This is a genomic window from Acidovorax sp. FG42, from assembly GCF_057809195.1.
Window position 1 is genome coordinate 93,311 of record NZ_JBMDJM010000019.1, and the last position, 24,424, is coordinate 117,734.

22 protein-coding genes and 1 tRNA gene are annotated in these 24,424 nt (G+C 64.5%); 5 read left to right on the forward strand and 18 right to left on the reverse strand.

Annotation, left to right across the window (positions count from 1 at the left end; genetic code table 11):
* Positions 1-231: 231 nt before the first annotated feature.
* The 16 genes from ACODSM_RS18460 to rpsB form a co-directional block, all read right to left on the reverse strand.
* Positions 232-1,005: a TrmH family RNA methyltransferase gene (locus ACODSM_RS18460; RefSeq protein ID WP_291445748.1), complete on the reverse strand. Its 774-nt coding sequence runs from the start codon at positions 1,003-1,005 to the stop codon at positions 232-234.
* 20 nt (positions 1,006-1,025) lie between these two features.
* Entirely contained in the window at positions 1,026-1,658 is a 633-nt protein-coding gene (gene rnhB / locus ACODSM_RS18465) for a ribonuclease HII (RefSeq protein WP_295943471.1), read from the reverse strand.
* Positions 1,624-2,787 carry a lipid-A-disaccharide synthase gene (gene lpxB, locus ACODSM_RS18470; RefSeq protein ID WP_488806478.1) on the reverse strand — a complete coding sequence of 388 codons (1,164 nt, stop codon included), beginning with the start codon at positions 2,785-2,787 and terminating at the stop codon, positions 1,624-1,626. Before lpxB ends, rnhB begins: the two co-directional genes overlap by 35 nt.
* Positions 2,788-2,796: 9 nt before the next feature.
* The gene (gene lpxA, locus ACODSM_RS18475) at positions 2,797-3,585 is read right to left on the reverse strand and encodes an acyl-ACP--UDP-N-acetylglucosamine O-acyltransferase (RefSeq protein ID WP_488806479.1); all 789 of its coding nucleotides are present in this window, start codon (positions 3,583-3,585) and stop codon (positions 2,797-2,799) included.
* A gap of 21 nt (positions 3,586-3,606) precedes the next feature.
* Positions 3,607-4,047: a 3-hydroxyacyl-ACP dehydratase FabZ gene (gene fabZ / locus ACODSM_RS18480; RefSeq protein WP_015013562.1), complete on the reverse strand. Its 441-nt coding sequence runs from the start codon at positions 4,045-4,047 to the stop codon at positions 3,607-3,609.
* Between the two features lie 16 nt (positions 4,048-4,063).
* A complete protein-coding gene (gene lpxD / locus ACODSM_RS18485) occupies positions 4,064-5,047 on the reverse strand; it encodes a UDP-3-O-(3-hydroxymyristoyl)glucosamine N-acyltransferase (RefSeq protein ID WP_488806480.1) in 984 nt (327 codons plus the stop codon).
* A 24-nt stretch (positions 5,048-5,071) separates the two neighbouring features.
* The gene (locus tag ACODSM_RS18490; RefSeq protein ID WP_015013560.1) at positions 5,072-5,593 is read right to left on the reverse strand and encodes an OmpH/Skp family outer membrane protein; all 522 of its coding nucleotides are present in this window, start codon (positions 5,591-5,593) and stop codon (positions 5,072-5,074) included.
* A complete protein-coding gene (gene bamA / locus ACODSM_RS18495; protein ID WP_015013559.1) occupies positions 5,593-7,890 on the reverse strand; it encodes an outer membrane protein assembly factor BamA in 2,298 nt (765 codons plus the stop codon). The genes ACODSM_RS18490 and bamA overlap by 1 nt, the downstream gene beginning before the upstream one ends.
* Before the next feature lie 45 nt (positions 7,891-7,935).
* Positions 7,936-9,300: an RIP metalloprotease RseP gene (rseP, locus tag ACODSM_RS18500; protein ID WP_488806481.1), complete on the reverse strand. Its 1,365-nt coding sequence runs from the start codon at positions 9,298-9,300 to the stop codon at positions 7,936-7,938.
* A 29-nt stretch (positions 9,301-9,329) separates the two neighbouring features.
* Positions 9,330-10,511 carry a 1-deoxy-D-xylulose-5-phosphate reductoisomerase gene (ispC, locus tag ACODSM_RS18505; protein ID WP_488806482.1) on the reverse strand — a complete coding sequence of 394 codons (1,182 nt, stop codon included), beginning with the start codon at positions 10,509-10,511 and terminating at the stop codon, positions 9,330-9,332.
* The gene (locus tag ACODSM_RS18510) at positions 10,508-11,362 is read right to left on the reverse strand and encodes a phosphatidate cytidylyltransferase (protein WP_488806483.1); all 855 of its coding nucleotides are present in this window, start codon (positions 11,360-11,362) and stop codon (positions 10,508-10,510) included. Before ACODSM_RS18510 ends, ispC begins: the two co-directional genes overlap by 4 nt.
* A 27-nt stretch (positions 11,363-11,389) precedes the next feature.
* Positions 11,390-12,121 (reverse strand): polyprenyl diphosphate synthase, encoded by a 732-nt coding sequence (gene uppS / locus ACODSM_RS18515; RefSeq protein ID WP_488806484.1) that lies wholly within the window; start codon positions 12,119-12,121, stop codon positions 11,390-11,392.
* 23 nt (positions 12,122-12,144) lie between these two features.
* Positions 12,145-12,705 (reverse strand): ribosome recycling factor, encoded by a 561-nt coding sequence (frr, locus tag ACODSM_RS18520; protein ID WP_015013554.1) that lies wholly within the window; start codon positions 12,703-12,705, stop codon positions 12,145-12,147.
* Between the two features lie 49 nt (positions 12,706-12,754).
* Positions 12,755-13,477 (reverse strand): UMP kinase, encoded by a 723-nt coding sequence (pyrH, locus tag ACODSM_RS18525; RefSeq protein ID WP_015013553.1) that lies wholly within the window; start codon positions 13,475-13,477, stop codon positions 12,755-12,757.
* Positions 13,478-13,536: 59 nt separating this feature from the next.
* On the reverse strand, positions 13,537-14,463 hold the full coding sequence (gene tsf / locus ACODSM_RS18530; protein WP_015013552.1) for a translation elongation factor Ts: 927 nt from the start codon (positions 14,461-14,463) through the stop codon (positions 13,537-13,539).
* A 106-nt stretch (positions 14,464-14,569) separates the two neighbouring features.
* Complete coding sequence (gene rpsB / locus ACODSM_RS18535; RefSeq protein ID WP_488806485.1) at positions 14,570-15,322, reverse strand: 30S ribosomal protein S2; 753 nt, start codon at positions 15,320-15,322, stop codon at positions 14,570-14,572.
* Between the two features lie 187 nt (positions 15,323-15,509).
* On the opposite strand from rpsB, the gene ACODSM_RS18540 reads away from it, so the two are divergent.
* From ACODSM_RS18540 to ACODSM_RS18550, 3 genes are all read left to right on the forward strand, one after another.
* On the forward strand, positions 15,510-16,865 hold the full coding sequence (locus ACODSM_RS18540; RefSeq protein WP_488806486.1) for an amidase: 1,356 nt from the start codon (positions 15,510-15,512) through the stop codon (positions 16,863-16,865).
* Between the two features lie 52 nt (positions 16,866-16,917).
* Positions 16,918-18,150, forward strand: coding sequence for an FAD-dependent oxidoreductase (locus ACODSM_RS18545; RefSeq protein ID WP_488806487.1), 1,233 nt, complete (start codon positions 16,918-16,920; stop codon positions 18,148-18,150).
* Positions 18,151-18,234: 84 nt separating this feature from the next.
* Positions 18,235-19,752 carry an NAD(P)H-hydrate dehydratase gene (locus ACODSM_RS18550; protein WP_488806488.1) on the forward strand — a complete coding sequence of 506 codons (1,518 nt, stop codon included), beginning with the start codon at positions 18,235-18,237 and terminating at the stop codon, positions 19,750-19,752.
* A 6-nt stretch (positions 19,753-19,758) separates the two neighbouring features.
* On the opposite strand, the gene ACODSM_RS18555 is transcribed toward ACODSM_RS18550, so the two are convergent.
* Positions 19,759-20,508: a helix-turn-helix transcriptional regulator gene (locus ACODSM_RS18555; RefSeq protein WP_488806489.1), complete on the reverse strand. Its 750-nt coding sequence runs from the start codon at positions 20,506-20,508 to the stop codon at positions 19,759-19,761.
* Positions 20,509-20,618: 110 nt separating this feature from the next.
* On the opposite strand from ACODSM_RS18555, the gene ACODSM_RS18560 reads away from it, so the two are divergent.
* Complete coding sequence (locus ACODSM_RS18560; protein WP_488806490.1) at positions 20,619-21,593, forward strand: alpha/beta fold hydrolase; 975 nt, start codon at positions 20,619-20,621, stop codon at positions 21,591-21,593.
* A 101-nt stretch (positions 21,594-21,694) separates the two neighbouring features.
* Here ACODSM_RS18560 and rnr read toward each other — a convergent pair whose 3' ends face one another.
* Positions 21,695-24,028, reverse strand: a complete 2,334-nt coding sequence (rnr, locus tag ACODSM_RS18565) for a ribonuclease R (RefSeq protein WP_488806491.1) — start codon at positions 24,026-24,028, stop codon at positions 21,695-21,697.
* A gap of 19 nt (positions 24,029-24,047) precedes the next feature.
* Here rnr and ACODSM_RS18570 point away from each other — a divergent pair.
* Positions 24,048-24,132 (forward strand) — tRNA-Leu (locus tag ACODSM_RS18570).
* Positions 24,133-24,424 lie beyond the last annotated feature (292 nt).

Sequence of the window (24,424 nt, forward strand, 5' to 3'; positions counted from 1 at the left end):
TGCAGACCACTCGCACACTCGAAGCGCGATGGTGCCAATGGCTGCTCTCAGATGGGTTGTTGCTTTGGGTGCGGTCGGGCGACGCTGTTGCGAGAAAAGCTCCCGATTATACCCTCCGTCGCTGACACCTCCGCAATGCACGCCTTGCATAACCCTGATACCAGCGTCTATGACCTGCGAGCCCCAAGCTCGCCTTGGACGCCCACAGCACCGATGCGGGCGCAGACAGCGTCAGCGCCCTGCTCCGCTCGCGTGCAGGCAGATGGCCGCAGCCGCCGCCACGTTCAGCGACTCCTCGCCGCCGGGCTGGGCGATGCGGATGCGCAAAGAAGCCCTACCTTCCAGAGCCGGGCTGACGCCCTGCCCTTCGTGGCCCATCACCCAGGCGCAGGGCCAGGGCAAGGCGGCGCGGTGCAGGAAGTCACCCGCATGCGAGCTGGTGACCAGCAGCGGCACCTGCAGCGCGGCAAGATCATCCAGCGCCAGCCCCTCGATCAGGTCCAGCGCGAAATGCGCCCCCATGCCAGCCCGCAAGACCTTGGGCGACCACAGCGCGGCACTTCCCTTGATGGCGGCCACCTGGCGGAACCCGAACGCCGAGGCGCTGCGCAGGATGGAACCCACATTGCCCGCGTCCTGCACCCTGTCCAGCACCACGGTGGCGGCATCGGGCCGGAGTGACGCCGGTGCAGGCAGATCCAGGATGAAGCCCATCGCGGCGGGCGACTCCAGCCCGCTCACGTCTGCAAACAGTGCATCCGCAAGAACTATGAATTTTGTAGCAGCCTGGGCATATTCCACCTGCGCCTGCAGCCAAAAAGACTCAGAAAACACTGCCACCGATGCCCGCAGCCCCCGCGCCAGCGCGGCGCGGCACAGATGGTCTCCCTCCAGCCAGACACGGCCCTGCTTGCGGTACGCCGTCGTGTCCTGCGCCAAACGGCGCAAATCCTTGACGAAGGCGTTATCGCGGGAATGGATGGCGGTGACGGACGAGGAGGTCATGGCTAGTTTTCAGCGCCCGGTCAGGATCCGGCGCGCAGGTTTTGGGCCACTGGTGCAAACGAGCGCCGGTGGTGAATGCAGGCACCGTGCTCGCGCAAGGCAGCCATGTGCACGGCGGTGCCGTATCCCTTGTGTCCGGCAAAGCCGTATTGGGGAAACTCGTCATGCACCTGCGCACACCAGCGGTCGCGGTGGACCTTGGCGAGGATGGAGGCCGCCGAGATAGCCGGCACCAGCGCATCGCCCTTGACGATGGCCTCCGCCGGAACATCCAGCACGGGCAGCCGGTTGCCGTCCACCAGCACCATCGCCGGTTTGAGCCGCAGCCCCATGACGGCACGGCGCATGGCCAGCAGCGTGGCCTGCAGGATGTTGAGCTGGTCGATCTCTTCGACACTGGCCTCGGCAATGCTGCAGCACAGGGCCTTGGCGCGGATCTCGTCGTAAAGCTTTTCACGCCGCGCGGCCGTGAGTTTCTTGGAGTCGGCCAAGCCCGCAATCGGGTGCAGGTCGTCCAGGATCACAGCCGCTGCCACCACGGGCCCGGCCAGGGGACCACGGCCGGCCTCGTCCACGCCAGCCACCAGGCCGGGCGGATGCCAGGGCAGGCAGGCCTGCTCAGGCTGCGGGAGCGAGGATTTTCTGGATCGCATCGGCAGCCAGTTGGGGAGTGTTGCGCAGCAGGCTCTCGTGCAGCGCCGTAAAGCGCTGCTCCAGGGCCGCAATTTTTGGGGGATCTTGGCGCTTTGCATCCAGCCAGTCCAACGTGGCTGCGCAGAGGGCATGGGGCGTGGCGGCGTCCTGGATCAGCTCGGGCACCACAAACTCGCGGCACAAGATGTTGGGCAGGCCCACCCAGGGCTGCAGCTGCTTGCGGCGCATGAGCCACCAGCTCAGGGGGTGCATGTGGTAACCGATGACCATGGGCCGCTTGAACAGCGCGGCCTCCAGCGTCGCGGTGCCGCTGGCGATCAAGGTGGCATCACAGGCTGCAAGCACCGTGTGCGACTGGCCTGTGGTGATCTGCAGGGCATCACCCAGACCACAGGCGCGCGCCACCTGCTCGATGCGGTCACGCAGTGCAGGCACTGCAGGAACTATCAATTTAATAGCTGGTCGCGCTTTAAGCACCAGCGCTGCCGCCTCAAAGAAGGGCCGCGCGATGTACTGGATCTCGGAGGAGCGGCTCCCCGGCAGGATGGCCAGAACTTCGTCCTCATCCCTCAGGCCCAGCTGAGCGCGCGCGGCCGTACGGTCCGGCACCATGGGAATCACGCCCGCCAGCGGGTGGCCCACGTAGGTGGCGGCTATGCCGTGCTGCGCGAGCAGTTCTGGCTCGAACGGGAAGATGCAGAGCACATGGTCCGCGCTGCGGCGGATCTTTTCAATGCGGTCTGCACGCCAGGCCCAGATGGACGGACACACGAAATGCACGGTCTTGATGCCGGCAGCGCGCAAATCGGCCTCCAGGCCCAGGTTGAAATCCGGCGCATCCACGCCGATGAATACATCGGGGCGATCTTTGAGCAGGCGTTCGCGCAGTTGCTTGCGGATGCGCAGCAACTCGCGCAGCCGACGCAGCACCTCCATGCTGTAGCCGTGTACCGCCAGTTTGTCGCTGGGCCACCAGGCAGCAAAGCCACGGCGCGCCATCTGCGGCCCACCGATGCCGCTGGATTGCAGCCCCGGCCAATGCGCCTGCATGCCGTCGATCAGCAAGCCCGCCAGCAAGTCGCCCGACGTCTCGCCCGCCACCATGGCGACGCGGGGGAAATCTGCCATCGCCAGCCCTCAGCGTGCGATGCCGCGCGTGGCGTCGGCCAGGAACCGCTCCATCATCGCGGCATCCTCGCTGGCCTGCGGCGCGGACTGCGCCAACTCTGCAATCGCGGCGCGAGCGGCCTCCAGCGTGAGGCCCTGGCGGTAAATCAGCTTGTGCATCTGCTTGACTGCCGCAATGCGCTCGGCCGAAAAGCCACGGCGGCGCAGCCCCACCACGTTGTAGCCGCGCACGGCCAAGGGGTTGCCATCCACCAGCATGAAAGGTGGCACGTCTTGCGACACGGCGCTGGCAAAGCCCACCATCGCGTGGGCACCAATCTTGACGAACTGGTGAATGCCGGTGAGCCCGCCCACCGTCACCCAATCGCCCAGGTGCACATGACCTGCCAACGTGGTGTTGTTGGCCAGTGTGGTGTGGTTGCCCACATGGCAATCGTGGGCGATGTGGGTGTACGCCATGATCCAGTTGTCATGGCCCACGGTGGTGATGCCACCAGCCTGGGGCACTCCCAGGTTCAGTGTGCAGAACTCGCGGATGGTGTTGCGGTCGCCGATGACCAGTTCGGTAGGCTCGCCCGCGTACTTCTTGTCCTGCGGGATGGCGCCGATGGAGTTGAACTGGAAGATGCGGTTGTCAGCACCAATCGTGGTGTGCCCATCGATCACGCAGTGCGCGCCGACCTTGGTGCCCGCACCAATGGTCACGTGTTCGCCAATGACTGTGTATGGCCCAACCGTGACCGTAGGGTCCAGGCGGGCACCGTCCGCAACAAGGGCGGTGGGGTGGATATTGCTCACGATCCAACAGGTCTGAACCGGTCAACCCACAGCGCGCATGGTGCACATGAGTTCGGCCTCGCAAGCCACCTCTTCGCCCACGCTGGCCACGCCCTTGAACTTCCAGATGCCGCCGCGCACGCGGTCGATGGTGATGGTCAGGACCAGCTGGTCGCCGGGCTCCACGGGGCGCTTGAAACGCGCGCCATCGATACCGACAAAGTAGTAGATGTTGTTCTCATCGGGCACCTTGCCCATGGCGTCAAAGGCCAGCAAACCGGCGGCCTGGGCCAATGCCTCCAGGATCAACACACCCGGCATCACCGGACGGCCGGGGAAATGCCCCATGAAGTAGGGCTCGTTGAACGTGACGTTCTTGATGGCCTTGATGCGGGTGTTGCTCTCCAACTCGATCACCTTGTCCACCAGCAAAAACGGGTAGCGGTGGGGCAGTTGTTTGAGAATTGCGTGAATATCCATCATCGAGTTGTTCTTCCGTTCATGCTGCCTTGAGGGCCAGCTCCAGCGCCTTGATGCGCTCGCGCAGGCTGTGCAATTGTTTGAGTGTGGCAGCGTTTTTTTCCCAGCGCGCATTGTCGTCGATGGGGAACATGCCGGTGTACTGGCCAGGCCGGGTGAGAGAGCGGGTGACCACCGTCGCGGCCGAGATGTGCACGTTGTCGGCCAGTTCCAGGTGCCCCAACACGATGGCGCCACCGCCCACAGTGCAATGTGCCCCGATGGTGGCACTGCCCGCGACACCCACGCACCCGGCCATGGCCGAGTGCTTGCCGATGCGTACGTTGTGGCCGATCTGGATCAGGTTGTCGAGCTTCACGCCGTCTTCGATCACCGTGTCTTGCAGCGCACCCCGGTCAATGCAGGTATTGGCCCCGATCTCGACATCGTCTCCGATGCGCACGGCACCGAGTTGCTCGATCTTGACCCATTGCCCGTTCTCCGGCGCAAAACCAAAACCATCGGCCCCGATGACCACGCCCGCGTGGACGATACAACGCGCACCGACATGACAGTCCTCGCCCACGGTGACGCGGGACTTGAGCACAGTGTCCGCACCGATGCTTGCCCCGCGCTCGACCACGCACAGCGGGCCGATGGTGGCCGAGGGGTGCACCTGCGCCGTGGGATCGACCACTGCACTGGGGTGAACACCCGATGGCCGCGCGGGCGCATTGCACTGGCGCCACAACTGGGTGGCGCGGGCAAAGTACACATACGGGTTGTCGGCCACGATGCATGCGCCGCGCGCCAGTGCGGCATCACGCATGGCAGGCGCCACAATGACACAGGCCGCCCGGGAGGCGGCCAGTTGCTGTTGGTAGCGCGGGTTGCTCAGAAAACTGAGGTCTCCCGGGCCTGCAACCTCCAGTGGCGCGATGCGGGCGATGGCGGTTTCCCGCGCTCCCCCTTCCAGCGAACCACCGAGCGCATCAACGATGTGCCCGAGAAGCAAGCTGCTCACGCGCCACCTGTCCTGCGCAGCGGCTTACTTGGTTGCAGCAGCGGCATTCAGGGCCTTGATCACCTTGTCGGTGATGTCGTGCTTGGGATTGATATAGACGGCCTCTTGCAGGATCACATCGTACTTCTCGGCCTCAGCCACCTGCTTGACCACCTTGTTGGCGCGCTCCAGCACTTGCGACAGCTCTTCGTTCTTGCGGGCGCTCAGGTCTTCCTGGAATTCACGGCGCTTGCGCTGGAAGTCGCGGTCCTGATCCACCAGTTGGCGTTGGCGCGCGGTACGCTGGCTCTCGGCCATGGTGGGCGCTTCACGTTCAAACTTGTCGCTGGCGGTCTTCAGGGTATTGCCCATGTCCACCAGTTCTTTCTCGCGGCGGGAGAACTCCTGCTCCAGCTTGGCCTGCGCAGCCTTGGCTGTGGTGGCTTCCCGGAAGATGCGATCGGTGTTGACGAAACCGGCTTTGAACTCTTGCGCTTGTGCAGGGGCTGCGATGGCGACGGCGCCCAGCAGCAAGGCCACGGAGAGATGGCGAGAAAAGGATTTCATTAGAAAGACGTTCCAATCTGGAATTGCAGTTTCTGGATTCTATCGCCGGCGAACTTGCGCACCGGCTGCGCAAACGCCAAACGCAAGGGGCCAAGTGGCGAAATCCAGCTCAGACCCAAGCCCACGGAGGCACGCATGTCACTGAAGGTAACTTTGTCGTTTTCGCCGTACACATTGCCCACGTCCAGGAACGTGAACACACGCAGGGTCCGGTCATTGCCAGCACCCGGGAACGGAGCAATCAGCTCGGTGTTCAGTGTGATCTTCTTGGGACCGCCCAGGGAAGCACCAGTCACATCACGCGGGCCGAGGGTGCCCTGGTCGAAACCACGCACCGAGCCCAGACCGCCCGAGTAGAAGTTCTTGAAGACAGGGAATGGGCGGCCGTTCAAGCCCTTGCCGTAACCGGCCTCGCCATTGAAGGCAATGGTGAAGCGCTTGTTGAGCGGGATGTACTGTTGGTACTGGTAGTTGGCCCGCACATAGCGTGCATCGCCCGCCACAGACCATTCGGAATTGAGGCGCTGGTAGCGGCCGGAGTTGGGCGCCAGAGCGCTGTCCCGATCGTCGCGGGACCAGCCCACGGTCAATGGAATCGACGTGCTGCTGTAGCCAAACTTGTCGGCATAGAACAGGTAGGTGGCCGGAATGTTCGTGCCGGGCTTGATGCGGGTCTGCTCCAGCCCGCCGCCAAAGAACACCGTGTCGGTCTCGCTGAAAGGCACGCCAAAACGCACCGAGGTCCCAGTGGTAACCAGCTGGTAGTTGCCGCCTTGGTCTTCGTAAGGCTTGTCAGTGCGGTAGTACACATCGAGCGTGCGCGAGATGCCTTCTGGCGTGAAGTACGGGTTGGTGGTGCTAAACACCAGCGTGCGGCGGTACTTGCTGGTATTGACGTCGATGCCCAGGTAGTTGCCCGAGCCAAAGATGTTTTCCTGCTTGATACCGAACGAGAGCGACGCCTTTTCGGCACTGGAGAAACCCACGCCCAGTTGCAGCGAGCCGGTGGGCTTTTCAGCCACGTTGATCACCAGATCGACCTGGTCGGGCGAGCCGGGCACTTCCTGGGTTTCCACGTTCACTTCCGTGAAGAAGCCCAGACGATCCACGCGGTCTCGGGACAGGCGGATCTTGTCGCCGTCGTACCAGGAGGCCTCGTATTGGCGGAACTCACGGCGAATGACTTCGTCACGCGTGCGGTTGTTGCCACTGACGTTGATACGGCGCACATAGGCGCGGCGTGCTGGTTCGGCTTGCAGCACAAAATTGACGCGATTGTTCTCACGATCAATTTCGGGCACAGCCTCTACGCGGGCAAATGCAAAACCAAAGCGAGCAAAGTACTCGGAAAACGCCTTGGTGGTTTCGGTCACCTGGTCCGCGTTGTAGGGCTCACCGGGGCGAATGGTCACCAGTGACTTGAACTCGTCCTCACGGTCCAGGTAGTTGCCTTCGAGTTTGACACCCGATACCACATACCGCTCACCCTCCGTCACGTTGACGGTGATGGAGATGTCCTGCTTGTCCGGCGAGATGGCGACTTGCGTCGAGTCCACACGGAACTCCAGGTAGCCGCGTTGCAGGTAATACGAGCGCAGGGTTTCAAGGTCGGCATTGAGCTTGGTGCGGGAGTAGCGATCAGACTTGGTGTACCAGCTCAGCCAGCCCCCCGTGTCCTGGTCGAACAGGCCCTTGAGCGTGGATTCGCTGAACGCCTTGTTGCCGACGATGCGCACTTCCTTGATGCGTGCAGGCTCGCCTTCCGTGATCGTGAAGGTCAGGTTCACCCGGTTGCGCTCGATGGGCGTGACCGTGGTCACCACCTCGGCGCCATACAGGCTTTTGTTGATGTACTGGCGCTTGAGCTCTTGTTCAGCGCGGTCGGTGAGCGCCTTGTCATACGGGCGGCCTTCTGTCAGGCCCACTTCACGCATGGCCTTTTTGAGGGCATCTTTGTCGAATTCGCGGGCACCGGCAAAGTCCACGTCAGCGACGGTGGGGCGCTCTTCGACCACCACCACCAGCACATTGCCGCTGGCCTCCAGGCGCACATCCTTGAAGAGTCCCAGACCGAACAACGCACGGATCGCCGCAGCGCCTTTTTCGTCGTTGTAGTCGTCACCGACGCGCAGGGGCATGGATGCAAACACGGTGCCGGGCTCCACACGCTGCAAGCCTTCCACGCGAATGTCCTGCACCTTGAATGGCTCCAGAGCCCATGCCGCATTGGCGACAAAAATCATGGCTGCAACGGCCGATGCAGTACGCACGCCCAGGCGATTGATGTGTTTTTTCATGAATGAAGCGGGAGCCGCAGTTGCAGGGCAAGCGCGGCAAAAGTGTTAGCCAAAGAGCCGGGTGATATCGTTGAACAGGGCTATGGACATCATGACCAGCAGGACTGCAACGCCTCCACGCTGCAGCCGCTCCATCCATGCGTCCGACACGCCCCTGCCCGTGACACCCTCCCAAAGATAATACATCAGGTGCCCACCGTCCAAGACAGGCAGCGGCAGCAGGTTCAGCACCCCCAGACTCACACTGATCAGGGCTAGAAAAATGAGGTATTGCGTCAGCCCCATGCTGGCTGAGCGGCCTGCATAGTCAGCGATGGTCAAGGGGCCACTCAGGTTCTTGAGGGACGCCTCGCCGATCACCATGCGCCCCATCATGCGCAAGGTGAGCAACGATACATCCCAGGTCTTCACCACTCCGCCCCACAGGCCATCGACCAAACCGTAGTCCACCGTCACGAACTCCGGGGCAGCCCCTACGTAGGCACCAATACGCCCTACCGTATTGCCGGGTTCGATCACGGCATCAGGCAACACATCCAGCATGATCACCTGACCGCCGCGCTCCACGCGCCACGGCTGCGCTACCGGCTCATTGCCGCGCACCGACTGCCGGATCAGCTCGCGCAGCTGCTGGCCGTCCACCACATCGGTCTGGCCCACCTTGAGTACCAGATCGCCGGAGCGCAGGCCAGAACGCTCGGCAGCGCTTTGCGCCATGACCTCGCCGAGCACGGGGCGCGTCCAGGGCCCCAGGATGCCGACCTTGCGGAACAGCTGGGCATCGGCCTCACGGCTGTCGATGCGGGACATGTCGAGGACCACCTCGCGGTGGCCCGTGCCCTGGGCGGACTGCACGTCAAGGCGAACATTCAGTCCCTCGAGTGCACCACGGGTCAGCAGCCACCGCAGGTCTTCAAACGAACGCACCGGCTCCAGGTCTTCTGCCCCCAATGCGGCGCGCTCTACCAGTTCACCGCCCCGCAAGCCGGCACTTTGCGCCACCGAACCCGCGACCGGGCTTGCCAGAATGGCCCGGGGTTCTTCCACCCCGTTCCAGTTCACCACCGAATACAGCAGCACGGCCAGCAACAAATTGGCGATGGGCCCCGCGGCAACGATGGCTGCACGCGAGCGCAGGGGCTGGGTGTTGAAGGCCAGATGTCGCTCCTCTGCGGCGACAGGCGCTTCCCGCTCGTCCAGCATGCGCACATAGCCCCCCAGGGGAAACGCACCGATCACGAACTCCGTGGGAGACCCTTGCGGCTGCCAGCGCAGCAACGGCTTGCCAAAGCCTACCGAAAACCGCAGCACCTTGACCCCACAGGCCACCGCCACGCGGTAGTGCCCATATTCGTGCACCGCAATCAACAGACCGAGGGCCACAATGAAGGCAGCGATGGTGAGCAGCATGGATGGAGAGTTCCTGAACGGGACGGCAATCAGGCAGCCAGACGGCCCGCCACATGTTCTGCCGCATGGCGGGCCTGAGTGTCCAGATCCAGCAATGCAGCCAGCGAATCGGGCTTGGAGGGCGAAACGGCGTCCAAAGTTGCAAGGTTGACCGCGTGAATATGGTCAAAACGCAGCCGTCCGGACAAAAACGCGCCCACAGCCACCTCGTTGGCCGCATTCAGCACGGCCGTTGTTCCCTCGGCCGCCTTCAGCGCCTGCCAGGACAGATGCAGGCCAGGAAAGCGAACGGCGTCCGCGTCTTCAAACGCGAGGGCGCTCAGGGTCGAGAAATCCAGCTTGCTGGCGCCGCTGGTGATGCGCTCGGGCCAGGACAGGCCGCAGGCAATCGGCACACGCATGTCAGGGGTCCCCAGCTGCGCCAGGATGGAGGCATCCTTGAACTGCACCATGGAGTGGATGATCTGCTGCGGGTGGATGACCACCTTGATTTGGTCTGGGTGCAGGTCAAACAGCCAGCGGGCCTCGATAACCTCCAGCGCCTTGTTCATCATCGTGGCCGAATCCACGGAAATCTTGCGTCCCATCGAGAAGTTGGGATGCGCACAGGCTTGATCAGGGGTGATCTGCGACAGTGTGGACGGATCCCGCTGGCGAAACGGACCACCCGAAGCCGTGAGCAGGATGCTGTCCACGCGGTCAGACCAGGTGGCAGGGTCTTCTGGCAGGCACTGAAAGATGGCGGAGTGTTCGCTGTCAATGGGCAGCAACGTGGCGCCACCGTCGCGCACAGTCTGCATGAACAGCCCGCCCCCCACCACCAGGGCCTCCTTGTTGGCCAGCAACAATCGCTTGCCCGCACGCGCCGCAGCCAGACAGGGAGCAAGACCGGCCGCCCCCACGATGGCAGCCATCACAGCATCCACATCGTCGTGTGACGCTACTATTTCAAGAGCATCTTGCGATTGAATGACTTGCGTTGGAAGGCCATTTGCCTGCAATTTTTCAGCCAAGGCAGCCGCATGCGGGGCGCTGGCCATCACCGCATAACGCGGGCGAAACTGCGCGCACTGCGCCAGCAAAAGGTCCACTTGCGTCGCCGCACTCAGGGCAAACACCTCGAAGCGCTCAGGGTGGCGCGCCACCACATCCAGTGTGCTGGTCCCGATGGAGCCGGTGGAACCGAGAACGGTGAGTCGTTGTTTCTTCATAGGGTTGTCAGGCTTGTGAGCATCATGGCCAGGGGCAGTGTGGGCAACAAGGCATCCACGCGGTCGAGCACGCCGCCGTGCCCAGGCAACAGGCCACTGCTGTCCTTGACTCCGGCGCTGCGCTTGATGAGCGACTCCACCAGGTCACCCGACACGCTCATGGCCACCATGAACAACGCCGCAATCACCAGCAACCACCAGCCCTGCTGCGCCATGCGGCTGTAAAAACTGGGCACCGCCGCCTGCCAGTGGGCATCCGCCGCCACCCAGACGAAGGCCATCACCATCACCCCTGCCAGGCCGCCCCACACACCTTCCCAGCTCTTGCCGGGACTGATCGAGGGCGCCAGCTTGCCCTTGGTAAACCGCAACCCAAATGCACGCCCCGCAAAGTAGGCAAAGATGTCGGCCACCCACACCAGCAACAGCACCGACAGCAAAAAGTTGATGCCCACATTGCGGGCCTGCACCACAGCCAGCCACGCGAGCCACAAGGCGAGCACGCCAGCCACCAGACGCACACCGGCTGGTATGCGGGGCCAGCCAGGCACTCCGGCCTTGAGCAGCCAGGCAGCCGCCAGAACCCACAGCCCGCCGCCCACCACCCAGAGGGCTGTCAACGGACGATCCACCCAGCCCAGCGCCCACGACCCGGCGCACAAGGCCACACAGGCCACACCCACGGCCACGGAGCCCGCCTGGCCAAAACCGCTCAGACGCCCCCATTCCCAGGCACCGGCAGCCATCAAAACCAACACCACCAGCGTGAACGGGATGGTGTTGGCGTAGAAAAGCGCCGGCAGCAAAATGGCCAGCAGAACCAAGGCGGTGATGACGCGCTGTTGAAGCATGGGGGCTTTCAGAACCTGTTCAGGTTCTCAACCCGGCATCGGATCAGGATGCGCGGACAGAATCTGTTCAGAGGTTTTGCCAAAACGGCGCTCGCGGCGGCTGAAGGCGTCGATGGCTTCGTCCAGGGCGGACTCATCAAAATCGGGCCACAACCGGTCGCTGAAGAAGAACTCGGAGTATGCCGACTGCCAGAGCAAAAAGTTGCTGATCCGCATTTCTCCCCCCGTACGGATCACCAGATCGGGATCTGGCACATGGGCGAGGCCCATCGCGCTGTGCAGACTGGCCTCGGTGATGGGCTCACCCCGCGCAGCCAGCGACGCAGCCGCCTGGGCGATGTCCCAACGGCCTCCGTAGTTGAAGCAGACGTTGAGCACCAGGCGTGTGTTGTCCGCCGTGGCCGCTTCGGCCTGACCCAGACCGTCTCGCACCTTGGGCGAAAGGCTGTCCCGCTCGCCCACAAAATGAAGGCGCACACCGTCCTTCTTGAGCTGGGGCACCTCGCGCGCCAAGGCAGTCGCCAGCAGCTCCATGAGGCCGGAGACCTCATCGGCAGGGCGATTCCAGTTTTCAGAGGAGAACGCAAAAACGGTGAGCACACGCACGCCGCGCTGCACGCAAGCGCGTGCGCAGCGGCGCAGTGAGTCAACCCCTTGCTTATGGCCCGCCAGGCGCGGCAAAAAACGGCGCGTGGCCCAGCGGCCGTTGCCATCCATGACGATGGCAATGTGGTGTGGCACCACCGGAGATGCAGACATGGAAATGTTCAAGCCCTGGGGGCTCAAACCGCCATGATTTCCTGCTCTTTGGCGGCCACCAGCGCATCGATCTCAGCGATGTGCTTGTCGGTGAACTTTTGCACGTCGGTCTCGGCGCGCTTCTGATCATCTTCGGACGCGAGCTTGTCCTTGACCAGTTTCTTGACGGACTCGTTGGCATCGCGGCGCAGGTTGCGCACGGCGATCTTGGCGCTCTCGCCCTCGTTGCGAGCGAGCTTGGTCATTTCCTTGCGGCGCTCTTCGCTCATCGGGGGCATGGGCACGCGGATCAGGTCGCCCATGGAGGCCGGGTTCAAACCCAGGTCGCTTTCGCGGATGGCCTTTTCAATCTTGGCGCCCATGCCCTTTTCCCAGGGCTGCACACTGATGGTGCGCGAGTCGATCAGTGCCACGTTGGCCACCTGGCTCAGAGGCACCATGGAGCCGTAGTACTCCACTTGCACCGTATCGAGCAGTGCGGGGTTGGCACGGCCCGTGCGGATCTTCTGCAGGTTGTTCTTGAACGCTGTGATGGACTGGTCCATCTTGGTTTCAGCGGTTTTCTTGATGTCGGCAATCGTCATGTTTTCTCCTGGGGCCGACCTGCATCCCGTGCAGGTCCATCCATCGTGATCAAGCGTAAACCAGCGTACCCTCGTCCTCGCCCATCACCACGCGCTTCAGGGCGCCATGCTTGATGATCGAGAACACCTTCACCGGCAGCTTCTGGTCGCGGCACAAGGCAAAAGCGGTCGCATCCATGATGCCCAGGTTGCGGGACATGGCCTCGTCAAAACTCAGCTTGGTGTAGCGCGTGGCGGTGGGATCCTTCTGGGGGTCGGCAGTATAAACGCCGTCCACCTTGGTGGCCTTGAGCACCAGCTCGGCCCCGATCTCCGCACCGCGCAACGCTGCGGCGGTGTCCGTGGTGAAAAAGGGATTGCCCGTGCCTGCGGCAAACACAACGACCTTGCCCTCTTCGAGGTATTGCAAGGCCTTGGGGCGCACATAGGGCTCAACCACCTGCTCGATGGCGATGGCGGACATCACGCGGGCCACCAGGCCCTGCTTGTCCATGGCATCGGCCAAGGCCAGGGCGTTCATCACGGTGGCCAGCATGCCCATGTAGTCGGCAGTGGCACGGTCCATACCGACCGAGCCCCCGGCGACGCCACGGAAGATATTGCCCCCACCGATCACCACGGCCACCTGGACACCCAGGCGGGTCACTTCGGCTATCTCCTCGACCATGCGCACGATGGTGGCGCGGTTGATACCGAAGGAGTCATCCCCCATCAGCGCCTCACCAGACAGCTTGAGCAGAATGCGCTTGTGGGCTGGTGCGGCGTGGGACATGGGAAATTTCTCCGGTAAGTGGTGCGAGGCTTGGGTGGGGTGGTTACTGCAGGGAACGATCAGGCAGCGGCCTTGGCGGCAGCCACCTGGGCAGCCACTTCAGCAGCGAAGTCGTCGACCTTCTTCTCAATGCCTTCGCCCACCACGTACAGGGTGAAGCCCTTCACGTTGGTGTTGGCGGCCTTGAGCATCTGGGCCACGGTTTGCTTGCCGTCGGCAGCCTTCACGAAGACCTGGTCGGCCAGCGAGACTTCCTTGAGGTACTTCTGCACAGCGCCGTCGATGCGCTTGGCCGTGATTTCGGCGCTTTGTGCGGGCTTGCCAGCGGCCACGAGTTCCTTGTTGGCTTCGTCAGCCTTGCCTTCAGCCACCGAGCGCTCCTTGGCGATCAGGTCGGCAGGCACGTCGGCGCTGGTCAGGGCCACGGGCTTCATGGCGGCCACGTGCATGGCGACGTCCTTGGCGGCGGTGGCGTCACCGTCGAACTCGACGACCACACCGATGCGCGAACCGTGCAGGTAGGCAGCCAGGTTGGAGCCGCTGAAGCGCTTGAAGCGGCGGAACGACATGTTTTCGCCGATCTTGCCGATCAGGCCCTTGCGCACATCTTCCAGCGTGGGGCCGAAGCTGTCTTGCTCGTAGGGCAGTGCACCCAGGGCTTCCACCGTGGCGGGGTTGTGCAGTGCCACCAGCTTGGCAGCGGCGTTGGCCATAGCAATGAAGCTGTCGTTCTTGGAAACGAAGTCGGTTTCGCTGTTGACTTCAACCAGAGCACCCGTGGTGCCGTCGATGTAGCTGGCGACCACGCCTTCCGCCGTGACGCGCGATGCGGCCTTGCCAGCCTTGGTGCCCAGCTTGACGCGCAGCAGCTCTTCCGCCTTGGCCATGTCGCCGTCGGCTTCGGTCAGCGCCTTCTTGCATTCCATCATGGGGGCATCGGTCTTGCCACGCAGTTCAGCCACCATGCTTGCGGTAATTGCAGCCATCTTTATTCCTTCAGTGTTCAGTTCAGTCAGTTCAGATTCGGGCTAAAAAAAAGGGGGCTCACCAGGGGCCCCGCTTTTGTTCGCGACGGATCGCGCAGCCGGGCTATCAGGCAGCGGCTTCTTGCACTTCCACGAATTCGTCGGAGCTCTCGCCAGCGGCGGCCTTCACGACTTCGTTCACGGCGTTGGCGCGGCCTTCGATGATCGCGTCAGCGATGCCACGGGCGTACAGCGTCACGGCCTTGGCCGAGTCGTCGTTGCCGGGGATCACGTAGTCGATGCCTTCGGGCGAGTGGTTGGTATCCACCACACCGATCAGCGGAATGCCCAGCTTCTTGGCTTCAGCCACGGCGATCTTGTGGAAGCCCACGTCGATGATGAATATGGCGTCGGGCAGAGCAGCCATGTCCTGGATGCCGCCGATGTCCTTTTCGAGCTTTTCGATTTCGCGGGAGAACGTCAGTTGCTCCTTCTTGCTCAGGTTTTCAAGGCCAGCTTCTTGCTGGGCCTTCATGTCCTTCAGGCGCTTGATCGAGGTCTTCACGGTCTTGAAGTTCGTCAGCATGCCGCCCAGCCAGCGCTGATCCACGAAAGGCACGCCAGCGCGTTGCGCTTCGGTGGCCAGGATTTCACGGGCTTGGCGCTTCGTGCCGACCATCAGGATCGTGCCGCGGTTGGCAGCCAGTTGCTTGGCGAACTTTTGGGCTTCCTGGAACAGTGGCAGCGACTTTTCCAGGTTGATGATGTGAATCTTGTTGCGATGGCCGAAGATGTAGGGGGCCATCTTGGGGTTCCAGAAGCGGGTTTGGTGACCGAAGTGGACACCGGCTTCCAGCATTTCGCGCATGGTAACGGACATAAAAATACTCCAAAGGTTAGGTCTAAAATCAGCCCCAATATTTGCAGTGCCGTGATCCTCACGAACACCGCAACACCTTGACAGGGCTGCTTTGCGATTGGTCTTGCCGCAGCGGCCACGCGGGTTGTGCAAACTTTGCACCACTGCGCTACTGCTCCCAGCAAAACCCAAAGATTCTAGCACACCCATGCTCCCTGACCTGATCGCCACCCGTGAGCAACTGCGGGACGGCACCACCACCGCGCCCGCCGAGCTGGAGCGCTGCATCGACGCCGCCCAGGCTGCCTCCAACGCCCACAGCTTTGTCCGCACGCTGTTTGACGAAGCGCGCACCACGGCGGTGCAGCCGGGTGTGACTCAGTTGCCTCTTGCCGGACTGGCCGTGTCGGTGAAGGACTTGTTTGACATCGCCGGGCAACCGACTCCGGCGGGTTCTACCGCGCTCGCAGACGCTCCTGCAGCCGCCGAGGACTGCCCGGCTGTAGCCCGACTGCGCGCAGCGGGCGCCAGCCTGATAGGCCGCACCAACATGGTGGAATTCGCCTTCTCCGGCGTAGGCGTCAACCCCCACTATGGCACGCCCGCTGCCTGGGATAACCGGTTTGGCGCCCTGCCCGGCGCGCCCCGGGTGCCCGGCGGGTCTTCGTCCGGCGCTGGGGTGTCGGTGGCCACCGGCGCGGCGTTCATCGGGCTGGGGTCGGACACCGGCGGCTCCATCCGCATTCCTGCGGCGCTCAACGGCATCGTGGGCTTCAAGAACACCGCCCGGCTGGTGCCTACCGCTGGCGCCGTGCCGCTGTCCACCACCCTGGACACCGCCTGCGCCATGACGCGCACCGTGCGCGACGCCATCGTGGCGCACGAGGTGCTGGCCGCCCGGCGCGTGACGCGCAGTCTGGCACCGCTGTCGCAATACCGGCTGGCCATGCCATCAACACTCTTCCTGGACGGGCTGGACGCCCCCGTGGCCCGCGCCTTTGAACGCAGTGTGGAAGCCTTGCGCCAGGCGGGCGCCCGGATCGACACCATCGCCCTGCCCGCCGTGCTGAAGCAGCCCGCCTACGGCTTTTCCGCCCCCGAAGCCTACGCATGGCACCGCGAGCTGCTGCAGCGCGCAGGCGACCGCTACGACCCCCGGGTGCGCATGCGCATCGATAAAGGCGCCGCGCTGATGGCCTGGGAATACATCGACCTGCTGCAGGCGCGCCAGCAATGGATTGCGCGCATGCTCGCCGACATGGAGCCCTACGACGCCCTGCTCTCCCCCACCGTGCCCATCGTGGCGCCACTGCTGGCCAATGTCGCCCCCGCAGATGGCGTGGACAAGGCCCAGGACGCAGCCCGCGATGCCGAGTTCTTCCGCGTCAACAACCTGCTGCTGCGCAACACCAGCGTGGTCAACCTGCTGGATGGCTGCGCGCTGTCGCTGCCCTGCCATGTGCAAGGGGAACTCCCGGTCGGGCTGATGGTCTGGCACGGGGCGCTCAGGGATGACACGGTGCTCAACATCAGCCTGCAGATCGAGCAAACACTACAAAAATAATAGCTACTAGCGCATGATCCACTGGCGCTTGAAGCCAAAAACACCCAAATTCATGAAGATTGCCATCGTGGGCGCCGGCATTGTCGGCGTCACCACCGCGTACGAACTGGCCAGCGACGGCCATGAAGTCTCGGTGTTTGAACAGCGCAGCGCGGCCGCCGAGGAGGCCAGCTTTGCCACCGCCGGGCTCCTGGCGCCCCACCTGCTCAGCCCCTGGGCGCTGCCGGGCTTCGGCCAGCCGCTGCGGCTGATGGGCGCACAGGCCACCCTGCGCGTGGCAGGCGGCCTGACCCGTGCCAACTGGGCCTGGCTGCGGCGCTGGCGCAGCACGGCGCGCAGCAACAGCGCCCCGACCGCCGCTGTCGAGCGCCTGGCGCAATACAGTCAGGCGCGCCTGCAGGCCATTGCCAGCCAGCACGAGCTGGACTTTGAAGCCAGCGACGGCCGCCTGGTGCTGCTGCGCACCGAAGAAGACCGCGCCCGCCTGCAGCCCGCGCTGCAAGTGCTGCGCGACAGTGGCGTGGCCCTGCGCGAGATCGACGCCGATGCGGCGCGCCAGATCGAACCCGGCCTGTCGCCCGAGGCGCCGCTGGCGGGCGCCATCCACCTGCCCGATGCGCGCACGGGCAACTGCCGCCTGTTCGCGCAGCTGCTGCGCCAGGGCATCCAGGGTGCGGGCGTGCAGTTTGTGTTCAACACCCGGGTGGACCGCGTCGGCACCAGCCCCACCGGCGTGGTGCTGCAGGGCGAAACAGACCTGCGCCGCTTTGATGCCGTGGTGCTGTGCGCGGGCATGGCATCGGCCACGCTGCTGCCCGCACTGGGCCTGGGCCTGCCCATGGCAGCCGTCTATGGCTACTCCGTGAGCGCCCCGCTGCGCGAATCCACCCACGCCCCGCGCGCCAGCGTGGTCGATGCGGGCCAGCAAATCTCCATCACCCGCCTGGGCCAGCGCGTGCGCATTGCCGGCGGCGCCGAACTGGCGGGGGCCGAGGCCGAGCACCACACCCCCACGTTGCAGCGTCTGTACCGCACGCTGAACGACTGGTTCCCCGGTGGCGCCCAGCTGTCATCCAACCTGCAGATCTGGCGCGGCGCGCGCACCATGCTGCCAGATGGGGCGCCGGTTCTGGGCGCCAGCGGCGTGCCGGGTCTGTGGCTCAACACCGGCCACGGCGCTGGCGGCTGGGCCCTGGCTTGCGGCAGTGCCCGGGCACTGGCCGACCTGATCGCGCAGCGTGAACCCGAGGTGTCGCTGGACGGGCTGGGCATGCGGCGGTTCTGACCCCACCTGGGATATTTTCAAAGCGGGAAGCGGCGGCGCACAATGGCAGGCGCCTGCCGTTTGCAGCGCCCCTGCCCTCGCCCCATGCACCGCATCACCTCCCACCAGCCTCACCCACTGTTCAACACAGCCGCCACACGCCGCCTGGAAAAAGCGGCCGCGGCCGCCCTGCCCCCACATACCCTCATGCAACGCGCTGGCCTGGCCGTGGCGCAACTGGCCCAGGCATTGGCTCCGCACGCACGCACCGTGTGGATTGCCTGCGGCCCCGGCAACAACGGTGGTGACGGGCTGGAGGCTGCGATGCACCTGCAACGCAGTGGCCGCAAAGTGGTCGTGACCTGGCTGGGCCAACCCGACACGGCCCCGGCCGACGCCAGAGCTTCCTGGCAGCGCGCAAGTGATGCAGGCGTGGCCTGGGCCGATGCCGCACCCGACGACCTGGATGCCAACGACCTGTGCATCGATGCGCTACTGGGCATTGGCGTCTCGTCTTCACCCCAAGCCCCCTCGCGCACGCCCGATGCCCGACTCCAGGCCTGTCTGCAAGCCCTGCACCACAATCTGGCCCCCGTGCTGGCCGTGGACCTGCCCAGCGGGCTGGACGCAGACACCGGCCAGTTTGCTGCGGGCCTCGCGCCCGATACCCCGCACCACCGCCCGCCCCCGCCACGCCACACGCTGAGTCTGCTCAACCTCAAGCCCGGCCTGTTCACCGCCACCGGGCGGGACGCAGCAGGCCAGGTGTGGCTGGACGACCTGGGCGTGGCTCCCGGACATGAGCCGCCCAACGCCTGGCTCTCCGGCCCCGCCCTGCCCACCCCACGCGCCCACGCCAGCCACAAGGGCAGCTATGGCGATGTCGCCGTGGTGGGTGGCGAGGGTTTGGCGGCACGCGGTATGGGCATGGCGGGCGCCGCACTGCTGGCAGCATCGGCCGCCCTGCACAGCGGTGCAGGCCGGGTGCTGGTGGCCTTGCTGGACGACGGGCATCTGCAACTGGACTTGCAGCAGTCCGAGCTGATGTTGCGCCGCTTTGACGCGCTGGCGCTAGAGCAGCTCACCGTGGTCTGCGGCTGTGGCGGCGGTCAGGCCATCGCTCGCGTGCTGCCCGAGGTCATTGCCCGCGCCGCGCGCCTGGTGCTAGACGCCGACGCACTCAACGCCATCGCCTCCCAGGCCGCATTGCATGCGCTGGTGGTGGCACGTGGGCAGCACGGGCAGCCCACGGTCATCACCCCCCACCCGCTGGAAGCCGCCCGCCTGCTGGGCCTGACCACCGCCGAAGTTCAGGCCAACCGGCTGGATGCCGCGCAACAACTTGCGGACCAATTCAACTGCGTGGCCGTGCTCAAGGGTTCGGGCACCGTGATTGCCGCGCCCGACCGCATCCCCGCCATCAACCCCACAGGCAACGCGCGGCTGGCCACGGCGGGCACGGGCGATGTGCTGGCGGGCATGGCGGGCGCGCACCTGGCCGCTGGCGCCAGCGCATTGCGTGCAGCGAGCGAAGCGGTGTACCAGCACGGACAGGCCGCAGATGTGTGGCCCGCAGGCCTGGCCCTCACCGCCAGCGCACTGGCGCGGCGCGTGGGCGGGTGACAGGGGTCAATCCAACAGCGTGACCTGCTTGAGCGGCTTGAGCACGCTCGACGGCGTCATGCCAAAGGTCTGGCGGAACGTGCGGCTGAAATGTGCCGAGTCCGCAAAGTCGCCGTCCAGCGCCGCGTCCGTGAGGCGCGGGCTGACCGCCAACCCGGCCATGGCCAGCCGCACCTGCGACCATACGCGGTAGCTGCGCAGGCTCACACCCATTTCGGCGCGGAACAAATGGTTGAAGCGCGAGGCCGACAGCTGTGCCTCGGACGCGAGCCCCGCCCGCGCCAGGCGCCCCTGCTCCTGCTGCGGACGGCGCAGGGCATGCAGGCTGCGGGCTACGCGCAGGTCCAGCGGAGGCGCCACTTGCAGCAGGTGGCGCTGAAGCAGGGTCGGTAGATCAAAGGCGCGCAGATAGCCCTCGATGGCCGCACGCGCACCCACCGGCGTTGCCACATCCAGCAGCACACCACCCTGCTGCCGAAACACACTGCGCAGGCTGCGCGCCTCCGGCGAGTCGGGCTCCAGGTACACCAGCGCAACCGCCTCGCCGCAGGGGTCGAACAAATGCTCCACCCCGGCATCGACCAGCGCGCTGTGGCAGGTTTCCACCAGCCCTGCACCCCAATGCAACGCAAACCGGCCCGAGAGCCCCATCAGCAGCACAGGCGACGCATGGCAATGCCAGCCCGTGGCCGGGATCTCGCCCATGTACAGCGCGCGGTCAGTGCCCAACGTCAGGGTGTTCGTGCGCTGCGGCATAGCCCAAACCTACAAGTCTTACGGCACGGTTCTCGGTAGCCTTGCGCAGCCCCGGCGCGCGCCCACCGCGCAGCCCCATGGCATCCCATCGTTCTTCTGGAGACTGGTTCTTGAAACGCATTGCCTTCTATTCTGTTGCCGCCGCTCTGGCCCTGGGCTGCGTGGGCCTCTACTACGGCGCCCCTTCGCTGCTGAAGGAGCCACTGCTCCACCTCAACCGCAGCCTCTCGGGCATGGAAGAGAAAACCACCACCGCCGCGCTGCACACCATCCACTACCTGGACAGCGGTGCACCATCCCAACCGGCACCCGACAACCCGGGTGCCACGCCCCTGGTACTGCTGCACGGAATTTTTGCGGAGAAGGACCATTGGGTGGATTTTGCGCGCGCCCTCACCGGCCAGTACCGGGTGATTGCCCCAGACTTCCCCGGTTTTGGCGAGAGCACCCGGTTGGACGACCAGCCCTATGACTACACCGCCCACACCCAGCGCCTGGGCGCACTGCTGGACGCGCTGGGCATTGAGAAGGCCCACCTCGCGGGCAACTCTATGGGCGGCACCATTGCCGCGCTGTTTGCACTGCAGCACCCCGAGCGCGTGGCCAGCGTGGCCTTCATCGGGGCACCCCACGGCATTCGCTCGCCACAGCCCAGCACCATGGACCGCCTTATCGATGCAGGGCAGCGCCCGCTGGTCGCCCACGACGCCGCAGCCTTCGACGCGATGATGGACCTGGTGTTTGAAAAACGCCCGTTCCTGCCGTATCCCATCCTGCACGCCACGGAGCAGGCAGCACTGCGCAATGCCCAGTCCAACGCCCGCCTGTGGGATGCACAGCTCAAAGACCGCTATCTGCTGGAGCAACGGCTGGGCGACTTGCAGCAGCACCGCGTGCTCGTGTTGTGGGGCGATAAAGACCGCGTGTTTGACCGTTCGGGCCTTCAGCCTTTGCAAAAGCTGTTGCCCCAAGCGCAACTGGAGGCCCTGCCCGGCATCGGCCATCTGCCCATGATGGAAGCGCCCGCCGACACGGCGCACAGATATGCGCGCTTTCTCGATCAAACGAAGCCCGCACACCAATAAAAATAGCTGCTAGCGCATGTTGAATATGCGCTAGCAGCTATCAATTAAGTAGCAATTTGCAAGCTGATCTGGAAGCCCTCAGGCCCACCAGCACAGCCCCGTCAGCCGCGGCGCGGCTTGCGCGCCTTGCCCTTGCTGGACTTGCCAGCCACCGCCTTCTTGACCGACGCCTTCAGCGACTGGATGGGCGAACGCGCCGCACGCTCGCGGGTCAGGCCCGCCTTTTCCGTGGCTGACATCGCAGCGCCTTTGTCTGCCTTACGGCCACCCGCACGGCCACCAGCCTTGCGCGCCCCGCCGCCTACACCATCAGCGCCCACACCCTTGTCCTTGAGCGCGCGGCCCAGCAGCTCTTCGCCCTCGCGCACCAGGCGGAAGTCGATCTTGCGGCCGTCCAGGTCCACACGGCTCACCTGCACCCGCACGCGGGCACCGATGGCGTAGCGGATGCCGGTGCGCTCGCCGCGCAGTTCCTGGCGTGCCTCGTCGAACTTGAAGTATTCGCCGCCCAGCTCGGTGATGTGCACCAGGCCTTCGACGTACATCGCATCGAGTGTCACGAAGATGCCGAAGCTGGTCGCGGCGCTCACCACGCCGCTGTATTCCTCGCCCAGGTGCTCGCGCATGTACTTGCACTTGAGCCAGGCTTCCACGTCGCGGCTGGCCTCGTCGGCGCGGCGCTCGTTGGCGCTGCAGTGCAGGCCAGCAGCCTCCCAGGCCTGCGTATCGCGGCTGGGCGGCTCCACATCCTTGCGTGGCTTGGTGCCGGGGGCAGCCACGCGCGCAGCCAGGCGCTTGGCCAGCTTGGCATGCGCCTCGCCCGGTGTGGGCAGCGCAGGCAGCTTGTACTGCGTCTTGTTCAGAATGGCCTTGATGACCCGGTGCACCAACAGGTCGGGGTAGCGACGGATGGGGCTGGTGAAGTGGGTGTAGGCATCAAAGGCCAACCCAAAGTGGCCGCTGTTGATGGGCGTGTAGATGGCCTGCTGCATGGAGCGCAGCAGCATGGTGTGGATCTGCTGCGCGTCGGGCCGCTCCTTGGTCGCCTCGGCAATCGCCTGGAAGTCGCCCGGCTTCGGGTCGTCACCAATCGTCATGCCCACGGCCATGGCCTTGAGGTAGTTGCGCAGGATCTCCTGCTTCTCGGGCGTTGGGCCTTCGTGCACGCGGAACAGGCCAGGCTGGCCGCCCTGCGCGATGAAGTCAGCGCTGCACACGTTGGCGGCCAGCATGGCTTCTTCGATGAGCTTGTGCGCATCGTTACGGGTGCGGGGGACGATCTTCTCGATGCGGCCGTTCTCGTCGCAGACGATCTGCGTCTCGGTGGTCTCGAAGTCAACGGCGCCGCGCGCCTGGCGGGCAATGAGCAGCGCGCGGTACACGTCGTGCAGGTTGAGCAGGTCCTTGACCCGGTCCTTGCGCTTGCTGGCTTCGGGTCCGCGCGTGTTGGCCAGTATGGCTGCCACCTCGGTATACGTAAAGCGCGCGTGGCTGAACATCACAGCCGGGTAGAACTGGTAGGCGTGCACCTCGCCTTTGGCCGTGACCAGCATGTCGCAGACCATGCACAGGCGCTCCACCTCGGGGTTGAGCGAACACAGGCCGTTGGACAGCTTCTCGGGCAACATGGGGATCACGCGGCGCGGGAAGTAGACGCTGGTAGCGCGGTCGTAGGCGTCGATGTCGATGGCGCTGCCGGTCTCCACGTAGTGGCTCACGTCGGCAATGGCCACCAGCAGGCGCCAGCCCTTGCTGCGGCCGACCTTGGCGGGCTCGCAGTACACGGCGTCGTCGAAGTCGCGCGCGTCTTCGCCGTCGATGGTGACCAGGGGCACGTCGGTCAGGTCTACGCGGCGTTTCTTGTCCTGCGCACGCACCTTGTCGGGCAGGGCTTTGGCCTGGGCCAAGCATTCCTCTGAGAATTCGTGTGGCACGCCGTACTTGCGCACGGCAATCTCGATCTCCATGCCCGGGTCGTCGACTTCACCCAGCACCTCGGTGATGCGGCCCACAGGCTGGCCAAACAGCGCGGGCGGCTCGGTCAGCTCGACCACCACGACCTGTCCCGGCTTGGCGGCGCCGGTGGCCCCCTTGGGGATCAGCACATCCTGGCCGTAGCGCTTGTCCTCCGGCGCCACCAGCCAGACACCGCTTTCCTGCAGCAGGCGGCCGATGATGGGCTGTGGCGGGCGCTCGATGATTTCGACCACGCGGCCTTCGGGCCGGCCACGTCGGTCCTGGCGCACGATGCGCACGCGCACGCGGTCCTTGTGCAGGACAGCGCGCATCTCGTTCGGGGGAATATAGATATCGCCTTCGCCATCGTCGCGGATGACGAAACCGTGTCCATCACGGTGCCCTTGCACGCTGCCTTCGATCTCTTGCGACAAATGTGAAGCGGGCTGCGCGCCGGGGGTGGATTTTTTGTTATACAATCTTAGTCTTTCCTGAAATGCCCAGGTGGCGGAATTGGTAGACGCACTAGTTTCAGGTACTAGCGAGTAACATCGTGGAGGTTCGAGTCCTCTCCTGGGCACCAAGTTTAACGAGAACCAGCCAAGGTTTTCAAAATATCGAAGCCGCTGCACACACAGCGGCTTTTTTATTCTCCGGTGCGTCATGCACACACACCAAGCCCTGCCGGGCCATGCGGGAGGTTGTGGTGACCGCGACAAGCCAGCCACCGCGGCTGGACCGTCGCACAAAATTTTCAAAAAAATGAGCAAGTCCTCAGGATGTCCCAAAAAACATCCTATAATTCAAAGCTGATCTGAAAGCCCAGGTGGCGGAATTGGTAGACGCACTAGTTTCAGGTACTAGCGAGTAACATC

What these genes read in the sequence shown, in the direction of transcription:
- pyrH (WP_015013553.1), bottom strand. Translation starts at nt 13,477, where the DNA reads ATGTCCCACGCCGCACCAGCCCACAAGCGCATTCTGCTCAAGCTGTCT.
- ACODSM_RS18460 (WP_291445748.1), bottom strand. Translation starts at nt 1,005, where the DNA reads ATGACCTCCTCGTCCGTCACCGCCATCCATTCCCGCGATAACGCCTTC.
- rpsB (WP_488806485.1), bottom strand. Translation starts at nt 15,322, where the DNA reads ATGTCCGTTACCATGCGCGAAATGCTGGAAGCCGGTGTCCACTTCGGT.
- ACODSM_RS18550 (WP_488806488.1), top strand. Translation starts at nt 18,235, where the DNA reads ATGCACCGCATCACCTCCCACCAGCCTCACCCACTGTTCAACACAGCC.
- fabZ (WP_015013562.1), bottom strand. Translation starts at nt 4,047, where the DNA reads ATGATGGATATTCACGCAATTCTCAAACAACTGCCCCACCGCTACCCG.
- uppS (WP_488806484.1), bottom strand. Translation starts at nt 12,121, where the DNA reads ATGTCTGCATCTCCGGTGGTGCCACACCACATTGCCATCGTCATGGAT.
- bamA (WP_015013559.1), bottom strand. Translation starts at nt 7,890, where the DNA reads ATGAAAAAACACATCAATCGCCTGGGCGTGCGTACTGCATCGGCCGTT.
- rnhB (WP_295943471.1), bottom strand. Translation starts at nt 1,658, where the DNA reads ATGCGATCCAGAAAATCCTCGCTCCCGCAGCCTGAGCAGGCCTGCCTG.
- ACODSM_RS18545 (WP_488806487.1), top strand. Translation starts at nt 16,918, where the DNA reads ATGAAGATTGCCATCGTGGGCGCCGGCATTGTCGGCGTCACCACCGCG.
- ispC (WP_488806482.1), bottom strand. Translation starts at nt 10,511, where the DNA reads ATGAAGAAACAACGACTCACCGTTCTCGGTTCCACCGGCTCCATCGGG.
- ACODSM_RS18510 (WP_488806483.1), bottom strand. Translation starts at nt 11,362, where the DNA reads ATGCTTCAACAGCGCGTCATCACCGCCTTGGTTCTGCTGGCCATTTTG.
- rseP (WP_488806481.1), bottom strand. Translation starts at nt 9,300, where the DNA reads ATGCTGCTCACCATCGCTGCCTTCATTGTGGCCCTCGGTCTGTTGATT.
- ACODSM_RS18490 (WP_015013560.1), bottom strand. Translation starts at nt 5,593, where the DNA reads ATGAAATCCTTTTCTCGCCATCTCTCCGTGGCCTTGCTGCTGGGCGCC.
- ACODSM_RS18540 (WP_488806486.1), top strand. Translation starts at nt 15,510, where the DNA reads ATGCTCCCTGACCTGATCGCCACCCGTGAGCAACTGCGGGACGGCACC.
- frr (WP_015013554.1), bottom strand. Translation starts at nt 12,705, where the DNA reads ATGACGATTGCCGACATCAAGAAAACCGCTGAAACCAAGATGGACCAG.
- lpxB (WP_488806478.1), bottom strand. Translation starts at nt 2,787, where the DNA reads ATGGCAGATTTCCCCCGCGTCGCCATGGTGGCGGGCGAGACGTCGGGC.
- tsf (WP_015013552.1), bottom strand. Translation starts at nt 14,463, where the DNA reads ATGGCTGCAATTACCGCAAGCATGGTGGCTGAACTGCGTGGCAAGACC.
- ACODSM_RS18555 (WP_488806489.1), bottom strand. Translation starts at nt 20,508, where the DNA reads ATGCCGCAGCGCACGAACACCCTGACGTTGGGCACTGACCGCGCGCTG.